22 protein-coding genes, 3 tRNA genes and 1 pseudogene are annotated in these 21,797 nt (G+C 57.2%); 13 read left to right on the top strand and 13 right to left on the bottom strand.

Annotation, left to right across the window (positions count from 1 at the left end):
- Positions 1-32 precede the first annotated feature (32 nt).
- Positions 33-719 carry a molecular chaperone gene (locus GT756_RS23065; RefSeq protein WP_004206417.1) on the bottom strand — a complete coding sequence of 229 codons (687 nt, stop codon included), beginning with the start codon at positions 717-719 and terminating at the stop codon, positions 33-35.
- Between the two features lie 58 nt (positions 720-777).
- On the bottom strand, positions 778-1,338 hold the full coding sequence (locus tag GT756_RS23060; protein ID WP_004206418.1) for a fimbrial protein: 561 nt from the start codon (positions 1,336-1,338) through the stop codon (positions 778-780).
- A gap of 476 nt (positions 1,339-1,814) precedes the next feature.
- On the opposite strand from GT756_RS23060, the gene GT756_RS23055 reads away from it, so the two are divergent.
- Positions 1,815-2,459 carry a winged helix-turn-helix domain-containing protein gene (locus GT756_RS23055; protein WP_032426204.1) on the top strand — a complete coding sequence of 215 codons (645 nt, stop codon included), beginning with the start codon at positions 1,815-1,817 and terminating at the stop codon, positions 2,457-2,459.
- 129 nt (positions 2,460-2,588) lie between these two features.
- On the opposite strand, the gene epmB is transcribed toward GT756_RS23055, so the two are convergent.
- Positions 2,589-3,617 carry an EF-P beta-lysylation protein EpmB gene (gene epmB / locus GT756_RS23050; protein WP_004206420.1) on the bottom strand — a complete coding sequence of 343 codons (1,029 nt, stop codon included), beginning with the start codon at positions 3,615-3,617 and terminating at the stop codon, positions 2,589-2,591.
- A 41-nt stretch (positions 3,618-3,658) separates the two neighbouring features.
- Between epmB and efp the strand changes: the two genes are divergently transcribed.
- From efp to sugE, 4 genes are all read left to right on the top strand, one after another.
- Complete coding sequence (efp, locus tag GT756_RS23045; RefSeq protein ID WP_004206421.1) at positions 3,659-4,225, top strand: elongation factor P; 567 nt, start codon at positions 3,659-3,661, stop codon at positions 4,223-4,225.
- A 73-nt stretch (positions 4,226-4,298) separates the two neighbouring features.
- On the top strand, positions 4,299-4,430 hold the full coding sequence (locus GT756_RS23040) for an entericidin A/B family lipoprotein (protein WP_004206422.1): 132 nt from the start codon (positions 4,299-4,301) through the stop codon (positions 4,428-4,430).
- A 157-nt stretch (positions 4,431-4,587) separates the two neighbouring features.
- Positions 4,588-4,734 carry a lipoprotein toxin entericidin B gene (gene ecnB, locus GT756_RS23035; RefSeq protein ID WP_004206423.1) on the top strand — a complete coding sequence of 49 codons (147 nt, stop codon included), beginning with the start codon at positions 4,588-4,590 and terminating at the stop codon, positions 4,732-4,734.
- A 143-nt stretch (positions 4,735-4,877) separates the two neighbouring features.
- Positions 4,878-5,195 carry a quaternary ammonium compound efflux SMR transporter SugE gene (gene sugE / locus GT756_RS23030; RefSeq protein ID WP_004206425.1) on the top strand — a complete coding sequence of 106 codons (318 nt, stop codon included), beginning with the start codon at positions 4,878-4,880 and terminating at the stop codon, positions 5,193-5,195.
- Here the strand turns inward: sugE and GT756_RS23025 are convergent.
- The 5 genes from GT756_RS23025 to frdA form a co-directional block, all read right to left on the bottom strand.
- Positions 5,192-5,725, bottom strand: coding sequence for a lipocalin family protein (locus GT756_RS23025; RefSeq protein WP_004206426.1), 534 nt, complete (start codon positions 5,723-5,725; stop codon positions 5,192-5,194). The genes sugE and GT756_RS23025 overlap by 4 nt on opposite strands.
- 113 nt (positions 5,726-5,838) lie before the next feature.
- On the bottom strand, positions 5,839-6,198 hold the full coding sequence (gene frdD, locus GT756_RS23020; protein ID WP_002885526.1) for a fumarate reductase subunit FrdD: 360 nt from the start codon (positions 6,196-6,198) through the stop codon (positions 5,839-5,841).
- Positions 6,199-6,208: 10 nt separating this feature from the next.
- Positions 6,209-6,604 carry a fumarate reductase subunit FrdC gene (gene frdC / locus GT756_RS23015; RefSeq protein WP_160125092.1) on the bottom strand — a complete coding sequence of 132 codons (396 nt, stop codon included), beginning with the start codon at positions 6,602-6,604 and terminating at the stop codon, positions 6,209-6,211.
- A gap of 10 nt (positions 6,605-6,614) precedes the next feature.
- Positions 6,615-7,349, bottom strand: coding sequence for a fumarate reductase iron-sulfur protein (gene frdB / locus GT756_RS23010; protein WP_004177729.1), 735 nt, complete (start codon positions 7,347-7,349; stop codon positions 6,615-6,617).
- The gene (gene frdA, locus GT756_RS23005) at positions 7,342-9,132 is read right to left on the bottom strand and encodes a fumarate reductase (quinol) flavoprotein subunit (RefSeq protein WP_017900930.1); all 1,791 of its coding nucleotides are present in this window, start codon (positions 9,130-9,132) and stop codon (positions 7,342-7,344) included. The genes frdB and frdA overlap by 8 nt, the downstream gene beginning before the upstream one ends.
- Before the next feature lie 274 nt (positions 9,133-9,406).
- Between frdA and epmA the strand changes: the two genes are divergently transcribed.
- On the top strand, positions 9,407-10,384 hold the full coding sequence (epmA, locus tag GT756_RS23000) for an elongation factor P--(R)-beta-lysine ligase (protein WP_004206428.1): 978 nt from the start codon (positions 9,407-9,409) through the stop codon (positions 10,382-10,384).
- Positions 10,385-10,533: 149 nt separating this feature from the next.
- Positions 10,534-10,740: pseudogene (locus GT756_RS22995) on the top strand (glutamate/gamma-aminobutyrate family transporter YjeM); the annotation flags it as partial.
- A 37-nt stretch (positions 10,741-10,777) separates the two neighbouring features.
- Here GT756_RS22995 and mscM read toward each other — a convergent pair.
- From mscM to rsgA, 3 genes are all read right to left on the bottom strand, one after another.
- Complete coding sequence (mscM, locus tag GT756_RS22990) at positions 10,778-14,107, bottom strand: miniconductance mechanosensitive channel MscM (RefSeq protein WP_064183821.1); 3,330 nt, start codon at positions 14,105-14,107, stop codon at positions 10,778-10,780.
- Between the two features lie 23 nt (positions 14,108-14,130).
- A complete protein-coding gene (gene asd, locus GT756_RS22985) occupies positions 14,131-15,093 on the bottom strand; it encodes an archaetidylserine decarboxylase (protein WP_160125091.1) in 963 nt (320 codons plus the stop codon).
- Positions 15,094-15,253: 160 nt separating this feature from the next.
- Entirely contained in the window at positions 15,254-16,315 is a 1,062-nt protein-coding gene (rsgA, locus tag GT756_RS22980) for a small ribosomal subunit biogenesis GTPase RsgA (RefSeq protein ID WP_114465944.1), read from the bottom strand.
- 94 nt (positions 16,316-16,409) lie between these two features.
- Between rsgA and orn the strand changes: the two genes are divergently transcribed.
- A complete protein-coding gene (orn, locus tag GT756_RS22975; protein WP_004206435.1) occupies positions 16,410-16,955 on the top strand; it encodes an oligoribonuclease in 546 nt (181 codons plus the stop codon).
- Positions 16,956-16,998: 43 nt separating this feature from the next.
- Here the strand turns inward: orn and GT756_RS22970 are convergent, their stop codons facing one another.
- Positions 16,999-17,730, bottom strand: coding sequence for a transporter substrate-binding domain-containing protein (locus GT756_RS22970; RefSeq protein ID WP_004206436.1), 732 nt, complete (start codon positions 17,728-17,730; stop codon positions 16,999-17,001).
- A 294-nt stretch (positions 17,731-18,024) separates the two neighbouring features.
- Here GT756_RS22970 and GT756_RS22965 point away from each other — a divergent pair.
- The 3 genes from GT756_RS22965 to GT756_RS22955 all read left to right on the top strand — a co-directional run bounded on the left by GT756_RS22965 (position 18,025) and on the right by GT756_RS22955 (position 18,392).
- Positions 18,025-18,100, top strand: a tRNA-Gly gene (locus GT756_RS22965).
- Between the two features lie 68 nt (positions 18,101-18,168).
- Positions 18,169-18,244 (top strand) — tRNA-Gly (locus GT756_RS22960).
- 72 nt (positions 18,245-18,316) lie between these two features.
- Positions 18,317-18,392 (top strand) — tRNA-Gly (locus tag GT756_RS22955).
- A gap of 270 nt (positions 18,393-18,662) precedes the next feature.
- Here GT756_RS22955 and queG read toward each other — a convergent pair.
- Complete coding sequence (gene queG, locus GT756_RS22950; RefSeq protein ID WP_017900602.1) at positions 18,663-19,802, bottom strand: tRNA epoxyqueuosine(34) reductase QueG; 1,140 nt, start codon at positions 19,800-19,802, stop codon at positions 18,663-18,665.
- A 13-nt stretch (positions 19,803-19,815) separates the two neighbouring features.
- On the opposite strand from queG, the gene nnr reads away from it, so the two are divergent.
- Together nnr and tsaE are read left to right on the top strand one after the other, a co-directional pair.
- Entirely contained in the window at positions 19,816-21,327 is a 1,512-nt protein-coding gene (gene nnr, locus GT756_RS22945) for a bifunctional ADP-dependent NAD(P)H-hydrate dehydratase/NAD(P)H-hydrate epimerase (protein ID WP_174562452.1), read from the top strand.
- Positions 21,320-21,781, top strand: a complete 462-nt coding sequence (tsaE, locus tag GT756_RS22940) for a tRNA (adenosine(37)-N6)-threonylcarbamoyltransferase complex ATPase subunit type 1 TsaE (protein ID WP_004206439.1) — start codon at positions 21,320-21,322, stop codon at positions 21,779-21,781. Before nnr ends, tsaE begins: the two co-directional genes overlap by 8 nt.
- Positions 21,782-21,797 lie beyond the last annotated feature (16 nt).

Here is a 21,797-nt window from a genome sequence, read left to right as displayed (position 1 = left end):
CACATCCCTATAATGATAAAATAAAATTCTTATTACAGCGATGAGGAATAGAGCGATCCTGCTCCGCCATAATCATTAACTACTTTCCAGTTGACGCTGGAGGCATTGATATTTTCTTTTAATGTCACTTCTTTGGTCGTCATTGGAGCGACCGAGTTGACTTCCGGCTTCACTTCTTTGCTACCAATCTGAACACTATGGAAATAGAAGAAAAACGGTGTCGGATTTTTAATCGTCAGTTTTGTGCCTGATTTCCGCCATTCGAGTTTTTTGGCTTCAATGTTTGGAGAAAGGTCGAAAAGTGCTTTTGGACGATAGACCAGACGCATGCGGTGGCGGACCGCCAGTTGAATAGTATTGGCGTTGGCTTTCTCATCGTCCGCCGGCGGGATGGCCATCACGTTAAAATAGTATATGGATTCCCGGTCGTTCGGGGCATTGACGTTTCCGGTAGAAAATAGACGCACGGTATTCTGCTGCTTACCCTCAAGGCGGAATAACGGAGGTGTAGCCATAAAAGAGGGCGTTTTCCCTGCCGGCGCTTCAACCCAGGATTTAATCAGATAAGGGATGTCATCTTTATTTTCGATTTGCGCGGTGATTTCACGCGCACCTTCTTTATAGAGGTAGCGGGTGGACTCAATCACAATACCAGCATGGGCAATACTACTGAGGAGTAATGCACAGGATGCGGTGATATTTAATAAGTTCCTGAACATGGTTTTTCTCTGAATGCGAAAAAGGGCCCGCCGTGAAGCGGAGCCCTTCGGGGAAAAATTAGAGGGTATAATCGATAGTAAAGGTCGCAACACCTTTAACCGGACCTTCGGTAACCGGAGTCGCGGAGTTCACTTTCACATAACCAGTGGTGTACTTCAGCTGAGTGCCGCCAGCTGCAGTGTAGCTTTCGGTCATGAGGTCAGAACCGTCGAAACCTACGCGGTGTGCATCACGTACGCGCTGGATACCGATACCAATGCCGGTAGCGCCGCCAGGTGCGGTGTTGTCCAGGATGTTAGCGTTGCTGGAGGCACCGGTCACATTGACGGTTACAGCAGTAACCGGAGTGGCGCTACCCTGTGCGCAGTCTTTCACGTCAAAACCGAAGTCCTGAGTTTTAAACAGAGCACCAGCCGCTTCAGCATTCGCTTCGGTAGTGGTCACGGTCATCAGCTGAACGATACCGTTGTTCAGGGTACCCGTCGGAGTCACGACGCAAGAGTTAGCTGCATCAGAGACTTCACCCAGTACAGTTACCTGAGCGGTGTTGGTTGCCATTACCTGAGCACTCAGAACTGCAGAAGCAGCGACCATTACAGCTACGATTGTCTTTTTCATTTAATTAATCCATATATAGATACTTAGTCCTGTGTAGAATCGATAACAGTTATCATGGGAATGGAATATGCATTCCTATTGATATTGAAAATAAGCGCCAGCATTCCTTATATAGTGCTGAAACCTACCCTCCTGTGAACGACGCTACAATATCACTTGCCATAGCGAACCATGGAGAAGCGGGGGTAATTTAAAAGTCTGGTGCAAAAAATGCTTGTGAATTCTTGATGAAGCACACGTGAATTTAATAATGACCTTTTCTAATGAGATATTGAGTTAGGTTGAGATAAATTTAATCTGAAAATGTGGCTTTTAAACAAGATAACTATCGCTTGTCATTTTTTATGCGGTATCCTCAAAGCTGAAGTTCAATGTGAACTGACCCCGCTTCTGTCTGAAGCGATAATGTTCACGCCATGGTTTGGCTGGGATTATTTATTTTTGTTATGGATAATAGGGTTGCGTGGGGCAAGGATATGGATGATATTGCATTATTTAATGGCTGTATAATTAATCAGGAAATTATATTTAATGCCAATATGAATGAGCTGCGACCGCTTGCCGGGAATGGGGAGAGCATCAGCCTCAATGCGCCTACCGCCAGATGCTTGCTGCTGCTATTGCAGAATTGCGGCAAAGTGATTTCTCGGGATGAATTTCTGGCGGCTGTATGGGAAACACGGGGTGTGGTAGTTTCGCAAAATACATTTTATCAAAATATCTCTTTGTTGAGAAAATCGCTGCTCAAAGCCGGACTATCTGAGGATATCATTATCACCGTCAGACAAAAAGGCTTTAGCGTCGCCCCGGATACTTTAGTTATCCCGCTCTCGGATGAAGAGTGCGAGAATATGAATCGGGAAAGATTAACGCATTTTCACAGTAGTAAAACTGCTGATGTCATTTTCAATGATACGGGGAAAATTGACCATAAATTAAGTCTTCCACTAACAGTGAATTTAGCAATCCAGGAGAATGATAGGCGGGAAAATAGCGTGAAGGTGGCAGAGAAACTATCGGAACGATTACATATAACCTTTAAAGTTCCCACCTGGTTAATCGCGCTGATTGTCGTGATGATAGTTATCAATGTTATCGTACTGATCGTGTTACATCGATAATACGCCGCCGCTGGGGTTTATATCGAGAAGGTAACGGTAAAGTGGATTGCCGAGTATGTTAGTCCCAACCTGGCTGTGTATTCATATTAAGATGTCTGCCAGCACGACCTGGCAGACAAGGGAGGGGAGCTAACGCTGCTTCAGTCCTAAATCCAGCGGCGTCTTGCTGGGTTCGCCGCCGATCTCTCGCGCCAGCTTCGGCACCATATAGCCGGAGATGAGGGTCAACAGTTCACGCATGATTTCACGGGCTTCATCATCGCTGACCATAAAGTGTGCCGCCCCTTGTACCCGGTCCAGCACGTGCAGGTAGTAGGGCATTACCCCGGCATTGAACAGCGCATTGCTGAGATCGGCCAGGGTTTGCGCGTTATCGTTCACCCCGCGCAGCAGCACGCTCTGGTTAAGCAGCGTGACGCCCGCCTGACGCAGCATGGCCATCGCCGCGCGAAACTCGCCGTCAATTTCATTAGCGTGGTTGACGTGGTTAACCAGGATCACCTGCAGCGACGAACGGTGGAAGCGGCTGGCCAGCATCTCGGTGATGCGCGCCGGGATCACGATCGGCAAGCGGCTGTGAATACGCAGACGCTTAACGTGCGGAATGGCTTCCAGCTGGGTCATTAGCCAGTCAAGCTCATGGTCCTTCGCCATCAACGGGTCGCCGCCGGAGAAGATGATTTCATCAAGCTGCGGATGCTCAGCGATATAGTTCATTGCCGTCTGCCAGTTGCGCCTGGTGCCCTGATTTTCGGCATAAGGGAAGTGGCGGCGGAAGCAGTAACGGCAATTGACCGCGCAACCGCCTTTCACCAACAGCAGGGCCCGGTTGCGATATTTGTGCAACAGGCCGGGCACGACGCTGTGCTGTTCTTCCAGCGGATCGGTGGAGTAGCCGGGGGCGACGATAAACTCCTCTTCGGCGGTAAGTACCTGACGAAGCAGCGGATCGTCAGGGTTGCCTTTCTCCATTCGGGCAATAAACGCGCGCGGGACTCGCAGCGGGAACAGGCGTCTGGCCTCATGTCCGGCCAGCAGTTTTTCATCAGCGTCTACATTTAAAAGACGCAGCAGTTCATCAGGACTGGTCACAACATTGGCAAGTTGCGTTATCCAATCTTCTCTGGATGGGGTATTTAGGGTTACAATATGCGCCATTTTGTGGCTTAGCTACCAGTTAAACAATTTCAGAGGGCCTTATGGCGACTTACTATAGCAACGATTTTCGTGCTGGTCTTAAAATCATGTTAGATGGCGAACCTTATGCGGTAGAAGCCAGCGAATTCGTTAAACCAGGTAAAGGTCAGGCGTTTGCGCGCGTTAAGCTGCGCCGTCTGCTGACCGGCACCCGCGTTGAGAAAACCTTCAAATCTACTGATTCTGCAGAAGGCGCGGACGTTGTCGATATGAACCTGACTTACCTGTATAACGACGGTGAGTTCTGGCACTTCATGAACAACGAAACCTTCGAACAGCTGTCTGCTGACGCGAAAGCGATCGGTGACAATGCCAAATGGCTGCTGGATCAGGCTGAGTGCATCGTGACCCTGTGGAACGGCCAGCCGATCGCGGTCACCCCGCCGAACTTCGTTGAGCTGGAAATCGTTGAAACCGACCCAGGTCTGAAAGGCGACACCGCGGGTACCGGTGGTAAACCAGCGACCCTGTCTACTGGCGCTGTGGTTAAAGTGCCGCTGTTCGTCCAGATTGGCGAAGTGATCAAAGTGGATACTCGCTCTGGCGAATACGTATCCCGCGTGAAGTAATTTCACGTCATGATGACTGGCGCAGCCTCTGTGCTGCGCCGCTCTTTCTGTACTGGCACGACGAGCACGACACATGAAGCGCAGCGTAAAACTCCTGGCGTTACTGTTTCTGAGCAGCGCACTGCTGTCTGGCTGCAATACCGCCCGCGGTTTCGGTGAAGATATTCAGGGCCTGGGCCACGCCATCTCTCGCGCTGTAAGCTGACTTCCTTCCGTTTCGCCTGCCGCGCTCGCCTTCCGGTGCGCCTGCTTCCTTCACGAATACTCCTTTTCTCTTAAAAAACGCAAAGATCCCTTCATCTGTGGACGGTTTGTCTATGCTTATAGGGCATGAAAACAAAACTGACACTAAGGATGACATTATGGTGAAAAAAACGATTGCAGCGTTCTTTACGGTTTTGGTCCTCTCTTCAGCACTGACCGCTTGTAACACCACGCGCGGTGTGGGTCAGGATATTTCAGAGGGCGGCAGCGCAATCTCTGGCGCAGCAACCAAAGCTCAGCAATAACAGCCTTCGACGGTACGGTTTTGCGCCGTACCGTTCTTCACTTCCCCCATTCTGTTGGATATACTCACTACGACTTTTCATCCACCTTACGGGACGACCCGTAAGCGTTTCTCATCCGGGGACGGCCCCAGCAAAGGAGCCTTATGTCCTGGATAGTCTTATTTATCGCTGGCCTGCTGGAAGTGGTGTGGGCCGTCGGCCTGAAATATACCCATGGCTTTAGCCGCCTGGTTCCCAGCGTCATCACCATCGTCGCGATGGTCGTCAGCATGGCGCTGCTTTCATGGGCGATGAAAACCCTGCCGGTGGGTACCGCTTACGCCGTCTGGACGGGGATCGGCGCCGTGGGCGCCGCTGTGACCGGTATCGTACTGTTAGGTGAATCCGCCAGCGCTATGCGTATCGCCAGTCTTGTCTGCATCGTGGTCGGCATCATTGGCCTGAAGATCAGCGCGCACTAGTTGTAGCGCTGATTGACCCAGACCAGTTTGCTGATATCAAAACCCTGCCGGGTGGCAATATCCAGCATCTGCTGCCTGACTTCCGGGGCGATGGTGGGGGCTCGCGCCAGTAGCCAGAGATAGTCGCGGTCGGGGCCGCAGACCAGCGCGTACCGATACTCCTTATCCAGCGCAATGACGTTATAGCTGCCATAGAAGGGGCCGAAGAAGGAGATCTTCAGCGCGGCGCGGCTGGGTTCGCCGGTAAAATACGCCACCCCGTCCGTTTTCTGCCACATGCCGCGGTCGGGGTTATAGCCTTTATTGACCACGTCCAGACCGCCGTCATCGCGCGGCTGCCAGGCGATCGTGACCTTTTCAAGCCCGCTTTCAAAAGGATGGTCGAAGCGGGCGATTTCGTACCAGGTACCCAGATAGCGCTGAACGTCGAAGGGGGTGACCACGGTGACGCCTGGCGGCGGGGCAGGGGTGCTGCAGGCGACAGACAGGAACGAGACGGCGACCGCGGTGATTATCGGCAGGATACGCATGGTATGCTCCTTGCTGGCTTTTAAGCTAAGTGTAGAGTCCGGCAGGGCAAAGGCGGCAAGATTTTTCTATGAAGCGAGCCCGGTAGCAGAATTGCTGCCGGGCTCTTGCAGGATCAGATAAACAGTACGCCAACCAGAGTAATGACGCTGAGGATCGCCGCCAGACCGTAGAAGACCCATTTGCCGTTTGGCACATGGATTTTCAGGTCGTGCATGGCGTGGTGAATACGATGCAGCCCACACCACAGCGGCAGGACAATCATCAGAAAGATGAACGCGCGGCCGATAAAGCTTTGGGCAAAGGCCAGCACGCGCTCATAGCTGAAGGCGTCGGCGGGGGCGAGCCCCAGCGGCAGCAAAATGCCCACCAGCAGCACCATCACCGGCGCGACAATCGCGCCCCACATGCCGCCAGCGCCAAACAGCCCCCAGAAAACGGGTTCATCGGAACGTTTCGGATTGGGATTAATCATCTCAGCCTCCTTACCAGAACAGGGCGACAAACAGGATCACCACGGTGACCACCGCCGTCACCACCCAGAGACCTTTAATCACCGGCTCTGGCCCCATTTTTTCGCCTTTGATGATGACGTTGGCGGCTTTCGGCGCCAGCTCGAACCAGGTTTTGGTGTGCAGCAGCGCCGCCGCCAGGGTGATCAGATTGAGGAACACCACCACTGGATTTTGCAGGAATCCGATATATCCCGCCCAGCTTTCGGCGCCGTGCTTGAGGGCAAACAGCCCGTAAATCAGCACAATGCTAAACCAGACCGTCGGTACCGCCGTGCCTTCCCGCACCATGTAGAAGCGATAAAACGGCAGCTTTTTCCACCAGGTGGAGGTCATCGGCCGCACGTAGGGTTTGCGTTTCGTCGTCATAATGCACTCCTTAGCGTGGTTTCAGGGTGGCGATAAGAAAGTCTTTCGAACTTTCCACCTTGCCCTGCTGGATCGCGGCCGCCGGGTCGACGTGCTTCGGACACACTTCCGAGCAGTAGCCCACGAAAGTACAGGTCCAGACGCCGTTCTGGCCGTTAAGCTGCGCCATGCGTTCCTTTTTGCCGTGGTCGCGGCTGTCTTCGTTATAGCGGTGGGCGAGGGTGATCGCCGCCGGGCCGATAAACTCCGGATTCAGGCCGAACTGCGGACAGGCGGCATAGCACAGTCCGCAGTTGATACAGCCGGAGAACTGATGGTATTTGGCCATCTGGGCCGGCGTCTGCTTGTTTGGTCCCTGGTCCGGGGTGCGGTTATTGCCGATGATGTACGGCTTAATGGCCTCCAGACTTTCGATAAAGTGGGTCATATCCACCACCAGATCGCGCTCGATCGGGAAGTTGGCCAGCGCTTCAACCTTGATGCCTTTGGTGTAATCCCGCAGGAAGGTTTTACAGGCCAGCTTCGGTACCTTATTGACCATCATGCCGCAGGAGCCGCAGATCGCCATCCGGCAGGACCAGCGGTAGCTCAGGTCGGGCGCCAGGTTGTCTTTAATGTAGCCCAGCGCGTCCAGCAGCGAGGTCTGCTCATCGTAAGGCACGTCATAGAACGCGCTGTGCGGTGCCGTGTCGACCTCCGGGTTGTAACGCACCACTTCGACTTTCAGGTTTTTCATCTCAGCCATGGGTGGTCTCCTTCTTCTCAGCCGCTTCCGCCTCAGCGCCATAAACACGTTTCGCCGGCGGCAGCGTGGTGATCTTCACATCGCCATATTCCAGGCGGGTGGTGCCATCAGCCTCGCGGAAGGCGAGCGTATGTTTGAGGAAGTTGACGTCGTCGCGTTCGGTACAGCCTTCATCCAGACGCTGGTGCGCACCGCGCGATTCTTTACGGGCGATGGCCGAGTGCGCCATACATTCGGCAACGTTTAAACCGTGTCCCAGCTCAATGGTGTAAAGCAGATCGGTGTTGAATACGCTGGAGTTGTCGGTAATGCGCACGCGCTTAAAGCGCTCCTGCAGCTCAGCCAGCTTGTCGATAGTTTTCTGCATCAGCTCTGGCGTCCGGTAGATGCCGCAGCCTTCCTCCATCGAGAGCCCCATTTCGTCGCGGATTTTCGCCCAGTTTTCGTTACCCTCCTGGTTGACGAGATCTTTCAGACGACGCTCCACATCGGCAGCTTGCGCATCGAGGGCGGAGCCGTTCATTTCGCCCGCTTGTGCGGCGCGCCGCATGGCCTGTTCCCCGGCCAGGCGGCCGAAGACCACCAGCTCGGCCAGCGAGTTGGAGCCCAGGCGGTTGGCGCCGTGCAGACCAACGGACGAGCATTCGCCCACGGCAAACAGCCCTTTGATGCGGGTTTCGCACTGTTGATCGGTTTCGATGCCGCCCATGGTGTAGTGCGCGGTCGGGCGTACCGGAATCGGTTCTTTCACCGGGTCGACGCCGACGTAGGCTTTCGCCAGCTCACAGATAAACGGCAGGCGCTCCAGCAGCTTTTTCTCGCCGAGGTGGCGCAGATCGAGGTAGACCACGTCGCCGCGCGGCGTGGGAATGGTGTTCCCTTTCCGCCATTCGTGCCAGAAGGCCTGGGACACTTTGTCGCGCGGGCCCAGCTCCATATATTTGTTCTTCGGTTCGCCGAGCGGGGTTTCCGGGCCCATGCCGTAATCCTGCAGATAGCGATAGCCGTTTTTGTTGACCAGAATCCCGCCTTCACCGCGGCAGCCTTCGGTCATCAGGATCCCGGAACCCGGCAGACCGGTCGGGTGATACTGAACGAACTCCATATCGCGCAGCGGCACGCCGTGGCCCAGCGCCATACCCATCCCGTCACCGGTAACGATGCCGCCGTTGGTGTTGTAGCGATAGACGCGTCCGGCGCCGCCGGTGGCCAGCACCACCGCGTTGGCGCGGATCTGCACCAGCGTGCCTTCCATCATATTCATCGCCACCAGGCCGCGGGCCTGGCCGTCATCGACCAGCAGATCAAGGACGAAATGTTCATCAAAGCGTTGAATTTGGGGAAACTGAAGGGAGGTCTGGAAGAGGGTATGCAGCATGTGGAAGCCGGTTTTATCGGCGGCAAACCAGGTACGTTCGATCTTCATGCCACCGAAGCGCCGGACGTTAACGCTGCCGTCAGGGCGGCGGCTCCACGGGCATCCCCACTGTTCCAGTTGGGTCATTTCCGTCGGGCAGTGGTGAACGAAATAGTCGACGACATCCTGCTCGCACAGCCAGTCGCCTCCGGCGACGGTGTCGTGAAAATGGTACTCAAAGCTATCGTGATCCTGGGCAACGGCTGCGGACCCCCCTTCTGCAGCGACCGTATGGCTGCGCATCGGATAGACTTTAGAAATCAGGGCGATTTTGGCATTGGGGTTGGCCTGGGCGGCGGCGATAGCGGCGCGAAGGCCTGCCCCGCCGGCGCCAATTACGGCGAGATCGGCTTGAAAAGTGTGCACGACATTCCTCCAGTTTTAGTGTATTTCGCCGCCGGGCTGGCGAAAAAGTATCACTGCTCCTTTATAGGTACAGGAGTATAGCCGTAGGGTCAGTATGGAAAATTGACGTGTTCGATTTTTTTATCGATATGTGCGGTTATTTATCAGTGATATTTATGCATTTAGGTTAACGATAGATTAATGGCATGTAATCTGCCGGGGATTGCACAAAATTTGTTTCACTCGCCGGTTGCGAGTAGACTTCGTGCCCTTGTTTGCAATCGGAGAAAGTACCATGAGCGAGACGGCAACCTGGCAGCCGAGCGCACCCATTCCCAATCTGTTGAAACGCGCGGCGGTGATGGCGGAAATCCGCCGGTTCTTTACCGATCGCGGCGTGCTGGAGGTGGAGACGCCTTGCATGAGTCAGGCGACGGTAACGGATATCCATTTGTTCCCGTTTGAAACCCGTTTCGTCGGCCCGGGCCACTCACAGGGACTCAATCTGTACCTGATGACCAGTCCGGAATACCATATGAAGCGCCTGCTGGCGGCGGGCTGCGGCCCGGTTTTCCAGCTGTGCCGCAGCTTCCGTAATGAAGAGATGGGGCGGCATCACAATCCGGAATTCACCATGCTGGAGTGGTATCGTCCGTGCTATGACATGTATCGCCTGATCAACGAGGTGGACGATCTGCTGCAGCAGGTGCTGGAGTGCCAGCCGGCGGAAAGCCTCTCCTATCAGCAGGCGTTCCAGCGTCATCTGGATATTGACCCGCTCTCTGCCGATAAAGCGCAGCTGCGCGAAGTCGCGGCGAAGCTGGATCTGAGCAATATCGCCGATACTGAAGAAGATCGCGACACGCTGCTGCAACTGTTGTTCACCATGGGCGTGGAGCCGCACATCGGCAAAGATCGGCCGACGTTCATTTATCATTTCCCGGCGACTCAGGCCTCTTTAGCGCAGATCAGCCCGGAAGATCATCGGGTCGCGGAGCGCTTCGAGGTCTATTACAAAGGGATTGAGCTGGCAAATGGTTTCCACGAGCTGACCGACGCCCATGAGCAGCGCCTGCGCTTTGAGCAGGACAACCGCAAGCGTGCCGCGCGCGGTCTCCCGCAGCAGCCCATCGATAACAACCTGCTGGCGGCGCTGGAGGCGGGGCTGCCGGACTGCTCCGGCGTGGCACTGGGCGTTGATCGCGTGGTGATGCTGGCGCTGGGCGCTGAAAGCATCGGCGAGGTGATCGCCTTTACGGTCGACCGCGCCTGATGGCGCTGTCACCTCCCGCCGCCTGCGGGCGAGGGAGGTGACAGGTCTGCCCTGATCCCCCCTCCCTCATGCTATCCCGGCTTTCGCCCGAATATCCACAATTTCCTTCGGTGCTTTTGCTACTATCCGCGCTCGTTTTATGAGGCCAGGCGACGCTGTTGGCGACCGGCGTGGTGTTGCTGATGGTGACCTTCGCCAATATCTTCACCATTATTCAGCCGGTCATCGACAGCGGGGACTGGAACAGCACGCTGTGGATGGTCGGCGGGCCGATCTTCTTCTCGCTGCTGGCGTTGGCCATTTACGAAAGCTACCGTCGGCGCCTGGCGTCCGGTGTGCTGGTAATGGAGAGCTAGAAAGCCTGCCCGGCGCCGCCGCCGGGCAGGGTATGGCCTACAGGCTGCCAGCCGTACGTCGGCTGGTTTTCCCGGCCGAGGTCATGGTTTTACTGCTTTGCCTGCCGTCGATACTTTCCAGCCGCATCTGGAACGGAGGGAACGGCATATCAATGCCATGCTCGCGGAAGCCCGCCAGGATCAGCTGATGCATCTCATGGCGTAGCGGCATGCGGTGCCCCATCTCGGCGGCAAAAATACGCAGCTCGAAAATCTGGATCCCCTGCTGCAGGTCGACGAGAAACGCCTCCGGCGCCGGGGTATCGATGACCAGCGAACAGCGATGCGCCGCGGCGATGAGGATCTTGGTCACCTCTTCGGTATCGGCGTCCACCGGAGCCGGCACCGTCAACACCACGCGGGTGACCGAGTCCGACAGCGACCAGTTGATAAACTGTTCGGTGATGAACGCCTTGTTCGGCACGATAATCTCTTTCCGGTCCCAGTCGCTGATGGTGGTGGCGCGGGTATTGATGCGGGTGACGCTGCCCGTCAGGTCGCGGATGGTGACCGTATCGCCGATGCGGATCGGTTTCTCAAACAGAATAATCAGGCCGGAGATAAAGTTAGCGAAGATCTCCTGCAGGCCAAACCCGAGACCCACACCCAGTGCGGCGACCAGCCACTGCAGCTTCGACCACTCAATGCCGATCATCGAGAAGCCCACCAGTCCACCGACCAGCATCAGCAGATACTTGGTGATGGTGGTGATGGCGTAGCCGGTGCCGGGCGTTAAATCGAGGTGCTGGAGGATCGCCAGCTCCAGCAGCGCCGGCAGGTTGCGCACCAGCTGAGTGGTGATGATCAGCACCAGAATGGCAATCAGCACCGCGCCAAGGGTGATGGGCTCGAGGCTTTCCACTCCTTGTACCGTTGAGGTAACGTCCCACAGCGAGATATTCTCAAGGAAGCCAAACGCCGAGTGAATTTCCGACCACAGCACGATGACCGACAGCAGCGCGATCAGCATCAGCAGGGAACGCACAAGGCGCAGCGACTGGGTACTGATGGCATCGAGATCGACCTCGCTGACCTCCGTCTCCACCGACCCTTCCGGGCTGCTGACGTGAACAGGCTCATCTTCGCCGCGGGCGCGCTGGGCGAGAATTTCCGCGCGACGATGGCGGGCCCGGTCGAAGGCCAGCCGGCGGCGCTGGATCAGCATCCAGCGGCGGATGATGTGATAGACCACCAGCAGCAGGAACCAGATGGCGACGGAAGTTTCCAGACGCGCCAGCAGCGCCTGGGCGGTGGCGAGATAACCGACGGCCGCCGCCAGCATGGCCACCAGCGGCGCGCCAAGCATCAGGTTCCACAGCAGGCGGTTCACCATATTGTCGCCATTCCCCTCTTTATCCAGATAGAGCGGGATACCGGCGTGCTTAAGACTCAGAGTGACCACCGCCAGCGCGCCGCAGATCAGCAGGAAGCACAGGCGGCCCAGCGAGGCGGAGAACTCGCGGTCGTTAAGATTATCGAACATGATCAGCGCCATTATCAGCGGCACAATCAGCCCGATGCTCATCAGGTAGTAGCGCATCGCTTTCGCCACTCGGTTACGCGGCCAGCCGAAGTGGGCGATAAACAGCCCGTTTGGCCGGGCGAAGGTGGCGCAGATCATCACCACCCACAACAGAGGCACCGTCGCGGTGACCCCATCGCCAATCGCCACCGCCAGCGGGAAGGGCCAGGCGGACTGCAGACCATAGCCGAGCGTCATCCACAGCACCGGCAGCGGCGAAGCCACTAGTATCGACCAGAAGACCGTGCGCAGCGTCAGCCAGAAGTGATCCTGGGTGACTTTCCCCACCCGAGCGCTGGAGCGCTCAAGGAAGCGGGTGAAATGGCGCCGGGAGCTGATGCTGAAGCCAACCAGCAGCAGGGCGGCAAACAGCGGTAGCAGGGTCTCTTTGCTGGTGAGCATCATCGCGCTGGCTTTACCCAGCTCGCTGATGGTATCCAGGGAGATCAGGCGCCGCAGATCCTGGACGATCTCCAGCGGCCAGGAGAAGCCGATGGGGCTGACGTCCGAAGTCCAGAACAGATAGCGGTGGGTGGCTTCGTTGATCTCCTTCAGCGCGTCTTCCAGCTGGCCGTTGGCGACCTTCAGCTTGGTGAGCTCCAGCATCAGGGTATCGCCGCCGCGCAGCAGCGAGTTCAGCAGCTCGTTCTGCGTGCGTAGCTGCGCCTGCAGGATCTTGTTCTGCTCGCTGGTCAGCGGTTCGCCGTCGGCCTGACGGATCTGCCGCAGCTGCGGCTGCTTACTGAGTAAATCCTCAAAGCGCAGACGCTGCACGCGCAGCTGCGCCATCTCCGTATCCAGCTGCTGCGGGCGAGGGCGCTCCGGCAGCCGCGCCACCTGGGCGCGCAGGGCTTCGCCCAGCAGATTAGAGGAGCCCAGCCACTGCGACTGCTCGCGCAGGGTGTTTAACGCCTGGCGCACCTGCAGCGTTTGATTCGTCGCCTGCCGCTGCTGGGACGCCACCAGATCCATACGCTGCGCCTGCTGGTTCAGCGCCTGGGAGAGTTCGCGGTTGACTTTAAACTGGGCGGTGATGTCCGGCGGCAGGTTTTCACTGTTCTCCGCCAGCAGTTCGGTACTCTCCAGTGCTTTTTCCGCCTCACGCTGGCGCTGGCTGTTCTGCAGATTACGCAGCGCCTGCAGATAGGCATCCAGCTGCTCGCTCTGCTTTTGCGCCAGTTCAGAACGGGCGCGCGACAGCTCCTGGCGGTTATTGGCGGAGAGCTGGGCGAGGTCGAGTTCATCCACCAGCGCCTTCAGGCGCGCCGATTCCGCCTGCAGGGCAAGATTTTGCGCCTGGGCGAGAGCATTGTTGCCGGTTTGCGTGCCGATGCGGCGCTCAACCTCATTGAGCTGACGCCGGGCGTCGGTTTGCTGCTGCGGCAGCTGGTTCAGGGAGTCGGCGATTTCACGCGCGCGATCCTGCTCCTGTTGCGCCTGACGGCTTGACTCCAGCAGCTGGCTGCTGACCTGGAGGATCTCCTGGTTCAGCGCATCGGCGGTCAGGCCGACTGGCACCTGGCGCGGCTCTTCGCTCAGATTGTTGAGCTGGGCGCGCAGGCTTTGAAACAGTTTGGGGAAATTGTCGATAACGTCCTGATACTGACGGGCGCGCTCGAGAGACGATTTTCGCTCCTCAAGCGCGTTCAGGGCGGACTGCAGAACTTCAACGGTTTCAGGCTGGGCGGGCTTTGCCGCCTTCGCCTGTTCCAGTTCCTGGGTTATCTGTTTAGCATCCGGGGCTGTCGCAGCGTACGCCCCGAAACTGAGGCTCAAGGCCAACAGGAAAGTGTATATCAGGCGCACGGCATAACCCTTTTGCTGAAGAATTAACCTTGGTCTTGTTTATCGTCAACCAGCGGGCTGGCGCGATGTTCGGCGCGGATCTCTTCTTCCGGTAACGGCGCCGGTTCAGCGGCGGTGGTTGCTTCCACCGTTGTCGCCAGCGGTTGGCCGATTTTAGTCACGGACAGGCTTTGCAGCGTGTCGACCAGCTTCACCTGGCCCGGGGCAAACAGGTTGATCACGGTGGAGCCCAGTTTGAAGCGGCCCATCTCCTGGCCTTTCAGCAGGGCGACGGAGCCTTCGCTGTCGCCAGCGGGCCAGGTCCAGCGTTTAATAATGCCTTCGCGCGGCGGGGTTACGGTGCCGGACCACACGGTCTCGATGCTGCCGACGATAGTCGCGCCCACCAGAATTTGCGCCATCGGGCCAAACTCAGTATCAAACAGGCAGATGACGCGCTCGTTACGGGCGAACAGGTTTGGCACGTTCTGCGCCGTCAGATGGTTAACGGAGAACAGGTCGCCAGGAACGTAGATCATTTCGCGCAGGATACCGTTGCACGGCATGTGCACGCGGTGATAGTCGCGCGGCGACAGATAGGTGGTGGCGAAGCTGCCGTTACGGAACAGGTCGGCCATCTGGTAGTTGCCGGCCAGTAAGGCTTCCAGGCTGTAGTCGTGGCCCTTGGCCTGCAGAATTTTATCGTTCTCAATGGCACCAAGCTGGCTGATCACGCCGTCGGCCGGCATCACCAGTACGTTAGGATCGGTATTCAGCGGGCGAACGTCGTCGCGCAGCGGGCGCACAAAGAAATCGTTGAAGGTGCGATAGGCCGCGGTATCCGGCTTCTGCGCCTCTTTCATATCGACCTTGTAGTATTTCACGAACAGATCGATGACCAGCTTCGTCAGCCAACCTGCGCGTTTGCTCGCACCCCAGCCTCCGAGGCGGGTGAGCCACAGTTTAGGCAGAATGTATTGCAGTGAAAGTTTAAGATCGTTTAACAAAGTAGCCTCCAGGCCATGATATGTCGTTCCTGACCCCGCCTGTGGGCGGGGACCTGAAAAAAGGGGACGATTCTATACGTAAAACTCGCCAAATGGCATCCGCGTAAGCCGCGCCATCACCGCTGCCCGGCAGCGCCTGACGTGACGCTCAGCTTAATGGTCAGTCATCGGTCGAGGAAAAGTTTTTACGCGTTTTTACCTGTACCTGCGCCATGCTTTCCAGGATGCGGTGGTAGTTCTCGAAACGGCTCTCGGCGATCTTGCCGTTCTCTACCGCTTCACGAAGCGCACAGCCAGGATCGGTATCGTGTTTACAGTCGCGATATTTGCAACGGCCTAAATAATCATGGAATTCGACAAAGCCGTTGGTGATTTGTTCCGCTTCCAGATGCCACAGGCCGAACTCACGTACTCCCGGTGAATCAATCACATCACCGCCGTGCGGGAAGTGGTAGAGGCGCGCCGCGGTGGTGGTGTGCTGGCCTAAGCCGGAAACGTCCGAGACATCATTAGTGAGGATCTGATCCTCATTCAGCCCCAGCAGGGCGTTCAGCAGGCTCGATTTACCCACCCCGGACTGCCCGGCAAAGATGCTGATGCGGTCGGTCAGGGCCGCTTCCAGCGGCTTGAGGCCGTCCTGAGTACGGCTGGAGACCAGCAGCACGCGGTAACCGATGTGGCGGTAGATGTCCATTTGTTCATTGACGAAGCGCAGGCCATCGTCATCCAGCAGATCGATTTTGTTCAGGACGATTAACGGCTCGATATCCTGCGCCTCGCAGGCCACCAGATAGCGATCGATAATATTCAGCGATAGCTCAGGCAGGATCGCGGAAACCACCACGATCTGGTCGATATTGGCGGCGATAGGCTTCACGCCGTCGTAAAAATCCGGACGCGTCAGGACGGAGGCGCGATCGTGAACCGCTTCGACGATCCCTTTGACGCTTACGCCGTCGGCAGCGTCTTTACCCGGCCGCCAGACCACGCGGTCGCCGGTGACCAGCGAACGGATCGTCCGGCGGATATTGCAGCGATGCACGCTGCCGTCAGCGGATTCGACGTCGGCATGCATGCCAAAGCGACTAATGACAATGCCTTCCGACGGGTCGCCAAACAGGTTGTCATCGTAGTCGGCCTTCTCCGCAGTGGTTTTCAGACGGCGCTGGTGGTTGGCTTTGACGCGGCGCTGCTGGCCTTTGGAGAGTTTATTTTTACTCAATCGAACTGGCTCCTGGTCGCCCTGATGGGGCAAAACCTCTATGATACACGCTATTTTAGATGAATATAGTCACGCAAGAAGGGTGGAAAATAGCATGAGTGCAAATGAAAACAACCTCATTTGGATCGATCTTGAGATGACAGGGCTGGATCCGGAGCGCGATCGCATTATCGAAATCGCCACCCTGGTGACCGATGCCAACCTGAACATTCTGGCCGAGGGGCCGACCATCGCGGTGCATCAATCAGATGCCCAGCTGGCGCTGATGGACGAGTGGAATGTGCGGACGCATACCGGCAGCGGGCTGGTGGATCGCGTGAAGGCCAGCGCCGTCAGCGAGCACGACGCCGAACTGGCGACCATTGAGTTTCTTAAGCAGTGGGTGCCGGCGGGCAAGTCGCCGATCTGTGGCAACAGCATCGGCCAGGATCGTCGCTTCCTGTTTAAGTACATGCCGCAACTGGAAGCCTATTTCCACTATCGCTATCTGGACGTTAGCACGCTGAAAGAGCTGGCGCGTCGCTGGAAGCCGGAAATTCTCGACGGCTTTAAAAAGCAGGGTACCCATCAGGCAATGGACGATATCCGCGAGTCAGTCGCCGAGCTGGCTTACTACCGCGAGCATTTCATTAAGCTGTAAACCGCGACCGGGCCCTGTGCGCGGCCCGGTACACCTTTCTGCGTTATTTAAACCACTTCTGCTGCATCTGCTGGAAGTCAGGTGTCGCCATGACCGCGGTCAGGGCATCGTTGATCGCATTCAGCAGCTCCGGATCGTCTTTGCGCACCGCAATCGCATACTGCTTACCGTAATAAGCCGGGTCGGTGGCACGTTCATCCATGATGGCGTAGTCAGGGTTCTCCTGCTGCCAGGCGTCGAGGGTGGCGAAGTCGCCCATGACGCCGGTTATTTGCCCGGCCTTCAGCGCGGCCAGGGCGCTGGCGACGTCGTCGTAAGGAACAGCCTGTACGGCTTTCTGTTTATCACGCAGATAGTGTTGATGCAGTGTGCCTTTCACCACGCCGACTTTTTTGGCTTTCAGGTCGGCAAAGGTATGGGCGACATCTTTGTTGACGATCACCACCCCGGAGAGCGCCTGGCGATAGGGACGGCTGAAGGCGACCTGCTTCTCACGCATCGGGATCACTTCCATGCCGGCAATCACCGCGTCAAATTTCTTGAAGCGTAAAGCCGGGATCAGCGTATCGAAACGCTGCGCCGTGAACTGGCACTGCGCCTGCATCTGCTGGCACAGGGCCTGGGCAAGATCGATATCGAAGCCGACAGGCTGATTTTTGCCGTTGGCGGTGACAAACGGCGGATTGGCCGTGCTGGTGCCAAAATGGAGCGTCTCGGCTGACGCGGTTCCGATGGCCAGCGTGCTCAGCAGCAGGACGGTGAGGACTTTTCTCATGCTAATTCCCTGTTTGGCGGCGTGGTGGCCTCGTTTTACGTCGCGCCACCGCTGTATGATGCGAGCGATTTTGCGTCATTCAGGCGGGCGGAAAAAGCGATTTTGCCCGAAATGACGCTTATTTATACAATTCAGCGGCGTAGGTGGCGAGAAAATATCCATTTAAACAAAAAACGCAAAAAAGTGATGAACAGGGGGTTGCAGGGGCATCGAATTCTCGTATAATGCGCCTCCCGTAACGACGCAGAAATGCAAATTACGACGCCATCGAAATATGGCAAAAAATGCAGTAACGCGGGAATAGCTCAGTTGGTAGAGCACGACCTTGCCAAGGTCGGGGTCGCGAGTTCGAGTCTCGTTTCCCGCTCCAAAATTTGAAAGCACCATCCTGATCAAAGGATTTCATCTCGCAGATGCGGGGCGAAAGCCGAAGATTAAGCGGGAATAGCTCAGTTGGTAGAGCACGACCTTGCCAAGGTCGGGGTCGCGAGTTCGAGTCTCGTTTCCCGCTCCAAAATTTGAATGACACACCACACCAGTCGCAGTTTTCAGGTTGCTACACGGTAGCTTGAATGACGATGATTAAGCGGGAATAGCTCAGTTGGTAGAGCACGACCTTGCCAAGGTCGGGGTCGCGAGTTCGAGTCTCGTTTCCCGCTCCAAATTTTCTTCCATCTCTTATTTATCCACAGTGCAATCCAGCGCCGGGGATGATTTTCGTTTGGTCTGCAGAAATACTGTAAACAGAGTTATCCACAGGTTGTCGTTTCGCTTCTGACGGCGTAAATGCTTCGCTTTGTAAATAATATCTTTATATCTAATTGAAATTTAACAATTAAATTTCATTTCGAAATGTTAATCCGATCACTTGACCTCGGTCTGCGCCTTGAAACTCAATGTGTTTTAGATTTTATTCACAGCCTGTGAATGAATCAGGCGTCGCGCGGCAGGCCTTTCTCTACCACCCTGACCAGACGTAATTTTTTCGGCAGCTGTACTTCGACGGCGTCGACGCTGCGCTTTTTCAGTTGCTGGGCAATCGCCCACTCAATGTGCTCGTCGAGAAGCGGGTGCTCGCCCAGGCGACTCTCCAGTGCGCGAAGATGGGCTTCATCCCAGGGCGCATTGCCCAGCGCGACGGCGATATTACGCAGCCAGCGCAGGTGACCAATGCGACGAATCGCCGACCCTTCGGTCACCTTCAGAAACCACGCTTCGCTCCAGGCGAACAGCTCCACCAGCGGCGGGGCATGCAGCGCCTGGCGCGGGCTGAAATCCTCTTCATCGGTGAGCTGTGAGAAACGGTTCCACGGGCAGATAAGCTGGCAGTCGTCGCAGCCATAGATCCGGTTGCCGATGAGCGGACGGAACTCCTCCGGAATAGCGCCTTCCAGTTCGATGGTGAGATAGGAGATGCAGCGGCGGGCGTCGACGGTATAGGGCTCAACGATGGCCCCGGTGGGGCAGATAGTCATGCAGGCGACACAGCGTCCACACTCCTCCGCGACCGGGCTGTCGACCGGCAGGGGCAGGTCAATCAGCAGTTCGCCGAGAAAAAAGAATGATCCGGCGTCGCGGCTTAAGATAAGTGAGTGCTTACCTGTCCAGCCAAGGCCCGCTTTTTCTGCAATGGGCCGTTCCAGGATAGGCGCGGAATCGACAAAAGGTCTAAAATTGAGCGAAGCACACTGTTCCTGAATCTTCTCACCCAGTTTTTTCAGGCGATTACGTAGCAGCTTATGATAATCACGCCCGAGGGCATAACGGCTGACGTAACCCAGCGCGGGATCTTTCAGGGTGCGGGCAAAGGCGGCGTTGGCGGGCAGATAATTCATCCGCACGCTGATGACGCGTAACGTACCGGGCAGCAGTTCGTGGGGGCGGGCGCGCATCATACCGTGACGGGCCATCCACTCCATTTCGCCGTGGTATTGTTTATCCAGCCATGCCTGCAGTTTGGGTTCACTGGCGCTGAGGTCGGTATCAGCGATACCGACCTGCTGGAACCCGAGCTCTGTGCCCCATTGTTTGATTTGTTGCGCTAACTGAACGAGATCGAGGGGCTGTGACATGATGGACCATACAATGACGAAAAACCCTGACAGTATACCATACAACATTTGGCCTGCGGAGGCGCTGCGCCTGGCCGAACGAGAGGCGGCGGACAGCCTGGGACTGACGCTGTTTGAACTGATGCAGCGCGCGGGCGAGGCGGCGTTCCAACTGGCCAGCCGCGCTTTTCCTGACAGCGCGCACTGGCTGATCCTCTGCGGGCATGGCAACAACGGCGGTGACGGATATGTCGTCGCGCGTCTGGCCCAGGCCGCCGGGCGGAGGGTGACGCTGCTGGCGGTAGAGAGTGACAGCCCGCTGCCGGAAGAGGCGCAGGCGGCGCGGGAGGCATGGCTTAACGCCGGCGGCGTGATCCATGCGGCCACTGTCCCCTGGCCAGACGATATCTCACTGATTATTGATGGCCTGCTCGGCACCGGGTTGCGCAGTGCGCCGCGTGAATACGTCGCGGTGCTCATTCACCAGGCGAACCACCATCCTGCGCCGGTGCTGGCTCTGGATATCCCTTCCGGCCTGAACGCGCAGACCGGCGCGACGCCGGGGGCGGTCATTCAGGCCGACCATACGCTGACGTTTATCGCGCTCAAACCGGGGCTGCTGACCGGCAAGGCGCGGGATGTCGTCGGGCAGCTCCACCATCATGCGCTGGGGCTTGAGCGCTGGCTCGCCGGGCAAAGTACCCCCCTGACGCGGTTTTGCGCCGCCCACCTTGCCGACTGGCTGCCGCCGCGCCGGGCCACCTCCCATAAGGGCGATCACGGCAAGCTGGCGATCGTCGGCGGCGATCGCGGCACGGCAGGCGCGATTCGCATGTGCGGTGAAGCGGCTTTACGCGCCGGCGCAGGGCTGGTGCGAGTACTCACTCACCCTGAGAACGTGGCGCCCATTGTCACCGCCCGGCCGGAATTAATGGTGGATGAACTGACGCCGCAGACCCTGAAAGCCGCGCTGGAATGGGCGGAGGTGGTGGCGATTGGCCCGGGCCTGGGGCAGAACGAGTGGGGACGCAGCGCCCTGTGCATGGTGGAAAGGGTTAACAAACCGATGGTCTGGGACGCCGATGCGCTGAACCTGCTGGCATTCAATCCCGATAAACGTCACAATCGCGTGCTGACGCCGCACCCCGGCGAAGCGGCCCGTCTGCTGAATATCAGCGTGGCAGAAATTGAAAGCGATCGCTTACTTTCTGCGCAGCGTCTGGTAAAACGGTATGGCGGCGTGGTCGTGCTGAAAGGCGCGGGCACGGTGGTGGCCAGTGAAAGCGGAGCGATGGGCATTATCGACGCCGGCAATGCCGGGATGGCCAGCGGCGGAATGGGCGATGTGCTCACTGGCATTATCGCCGCATTGTTAGGACAGCACCTGACGCCGTATGATGCTGCCTGTGCCGGGTGCGTCGCGCATGGCGATGCCGCCGACCGACTGGCCGCCCGCGAGGGCACCCGCGGCATGCTGGCGACCGATCTCTTTTCCACGCTCAAGCGTGTTGTTAACCCGGATGTGATTGACGTAGACCATGATTAACCGAGTGATTCCTTTACCCGATGAGCAGGCCACGCTGGCCCTGGGCGACCGTATTGCGCAGGCCTGTACCGGCGCCACCGTGATTTACCTTTATGGTGACTTAGGCGCGGGAAAAACCACCTTTAGCCGCGGCTTTTTACAGGCGCTCGGTCACCGCGGCAATGTCAAAAGCCCAACTTATACCCTGGTGGAACCGTATACCCTCGACAAGCTGATGGTGTATCACTTCGATCTCTACCGCCTGGCGGATCCTGAGGAGCTGGAATTTATGGGGATCCGCGATTATTTTGCCGACGATGCCATCTGCCTGGTGGAATGGCCGCAGCAAGGCGCAGGTGTCCTGCCTGACCCGGACGTTGAAATTCACCTTGATTACCAGGCACAAGGGCGTGAGGCGCGCATTACCGCGATCTCCTCACGGGGTGAGTCTTTACTGGCACGTTTAGCCATTTAGCCTGAAGGATGACGGG

The sequence above is a fragment of the Klebsiella sp. Q2 genome, from assembly GCF_009900705.1.
Lineage (GTDB): Bacteria > Pseudomonadota > Gammaproteobacteria > Enterobacterales > Enterobacteriaceae > Klebsiella > Klebsiella quasipneumoniae.
The sequence above is the reverse complement of the archived record's forward strand: the minus strand, read 5'-3'. Positions and strand labels throughout refer to the sequence as shown.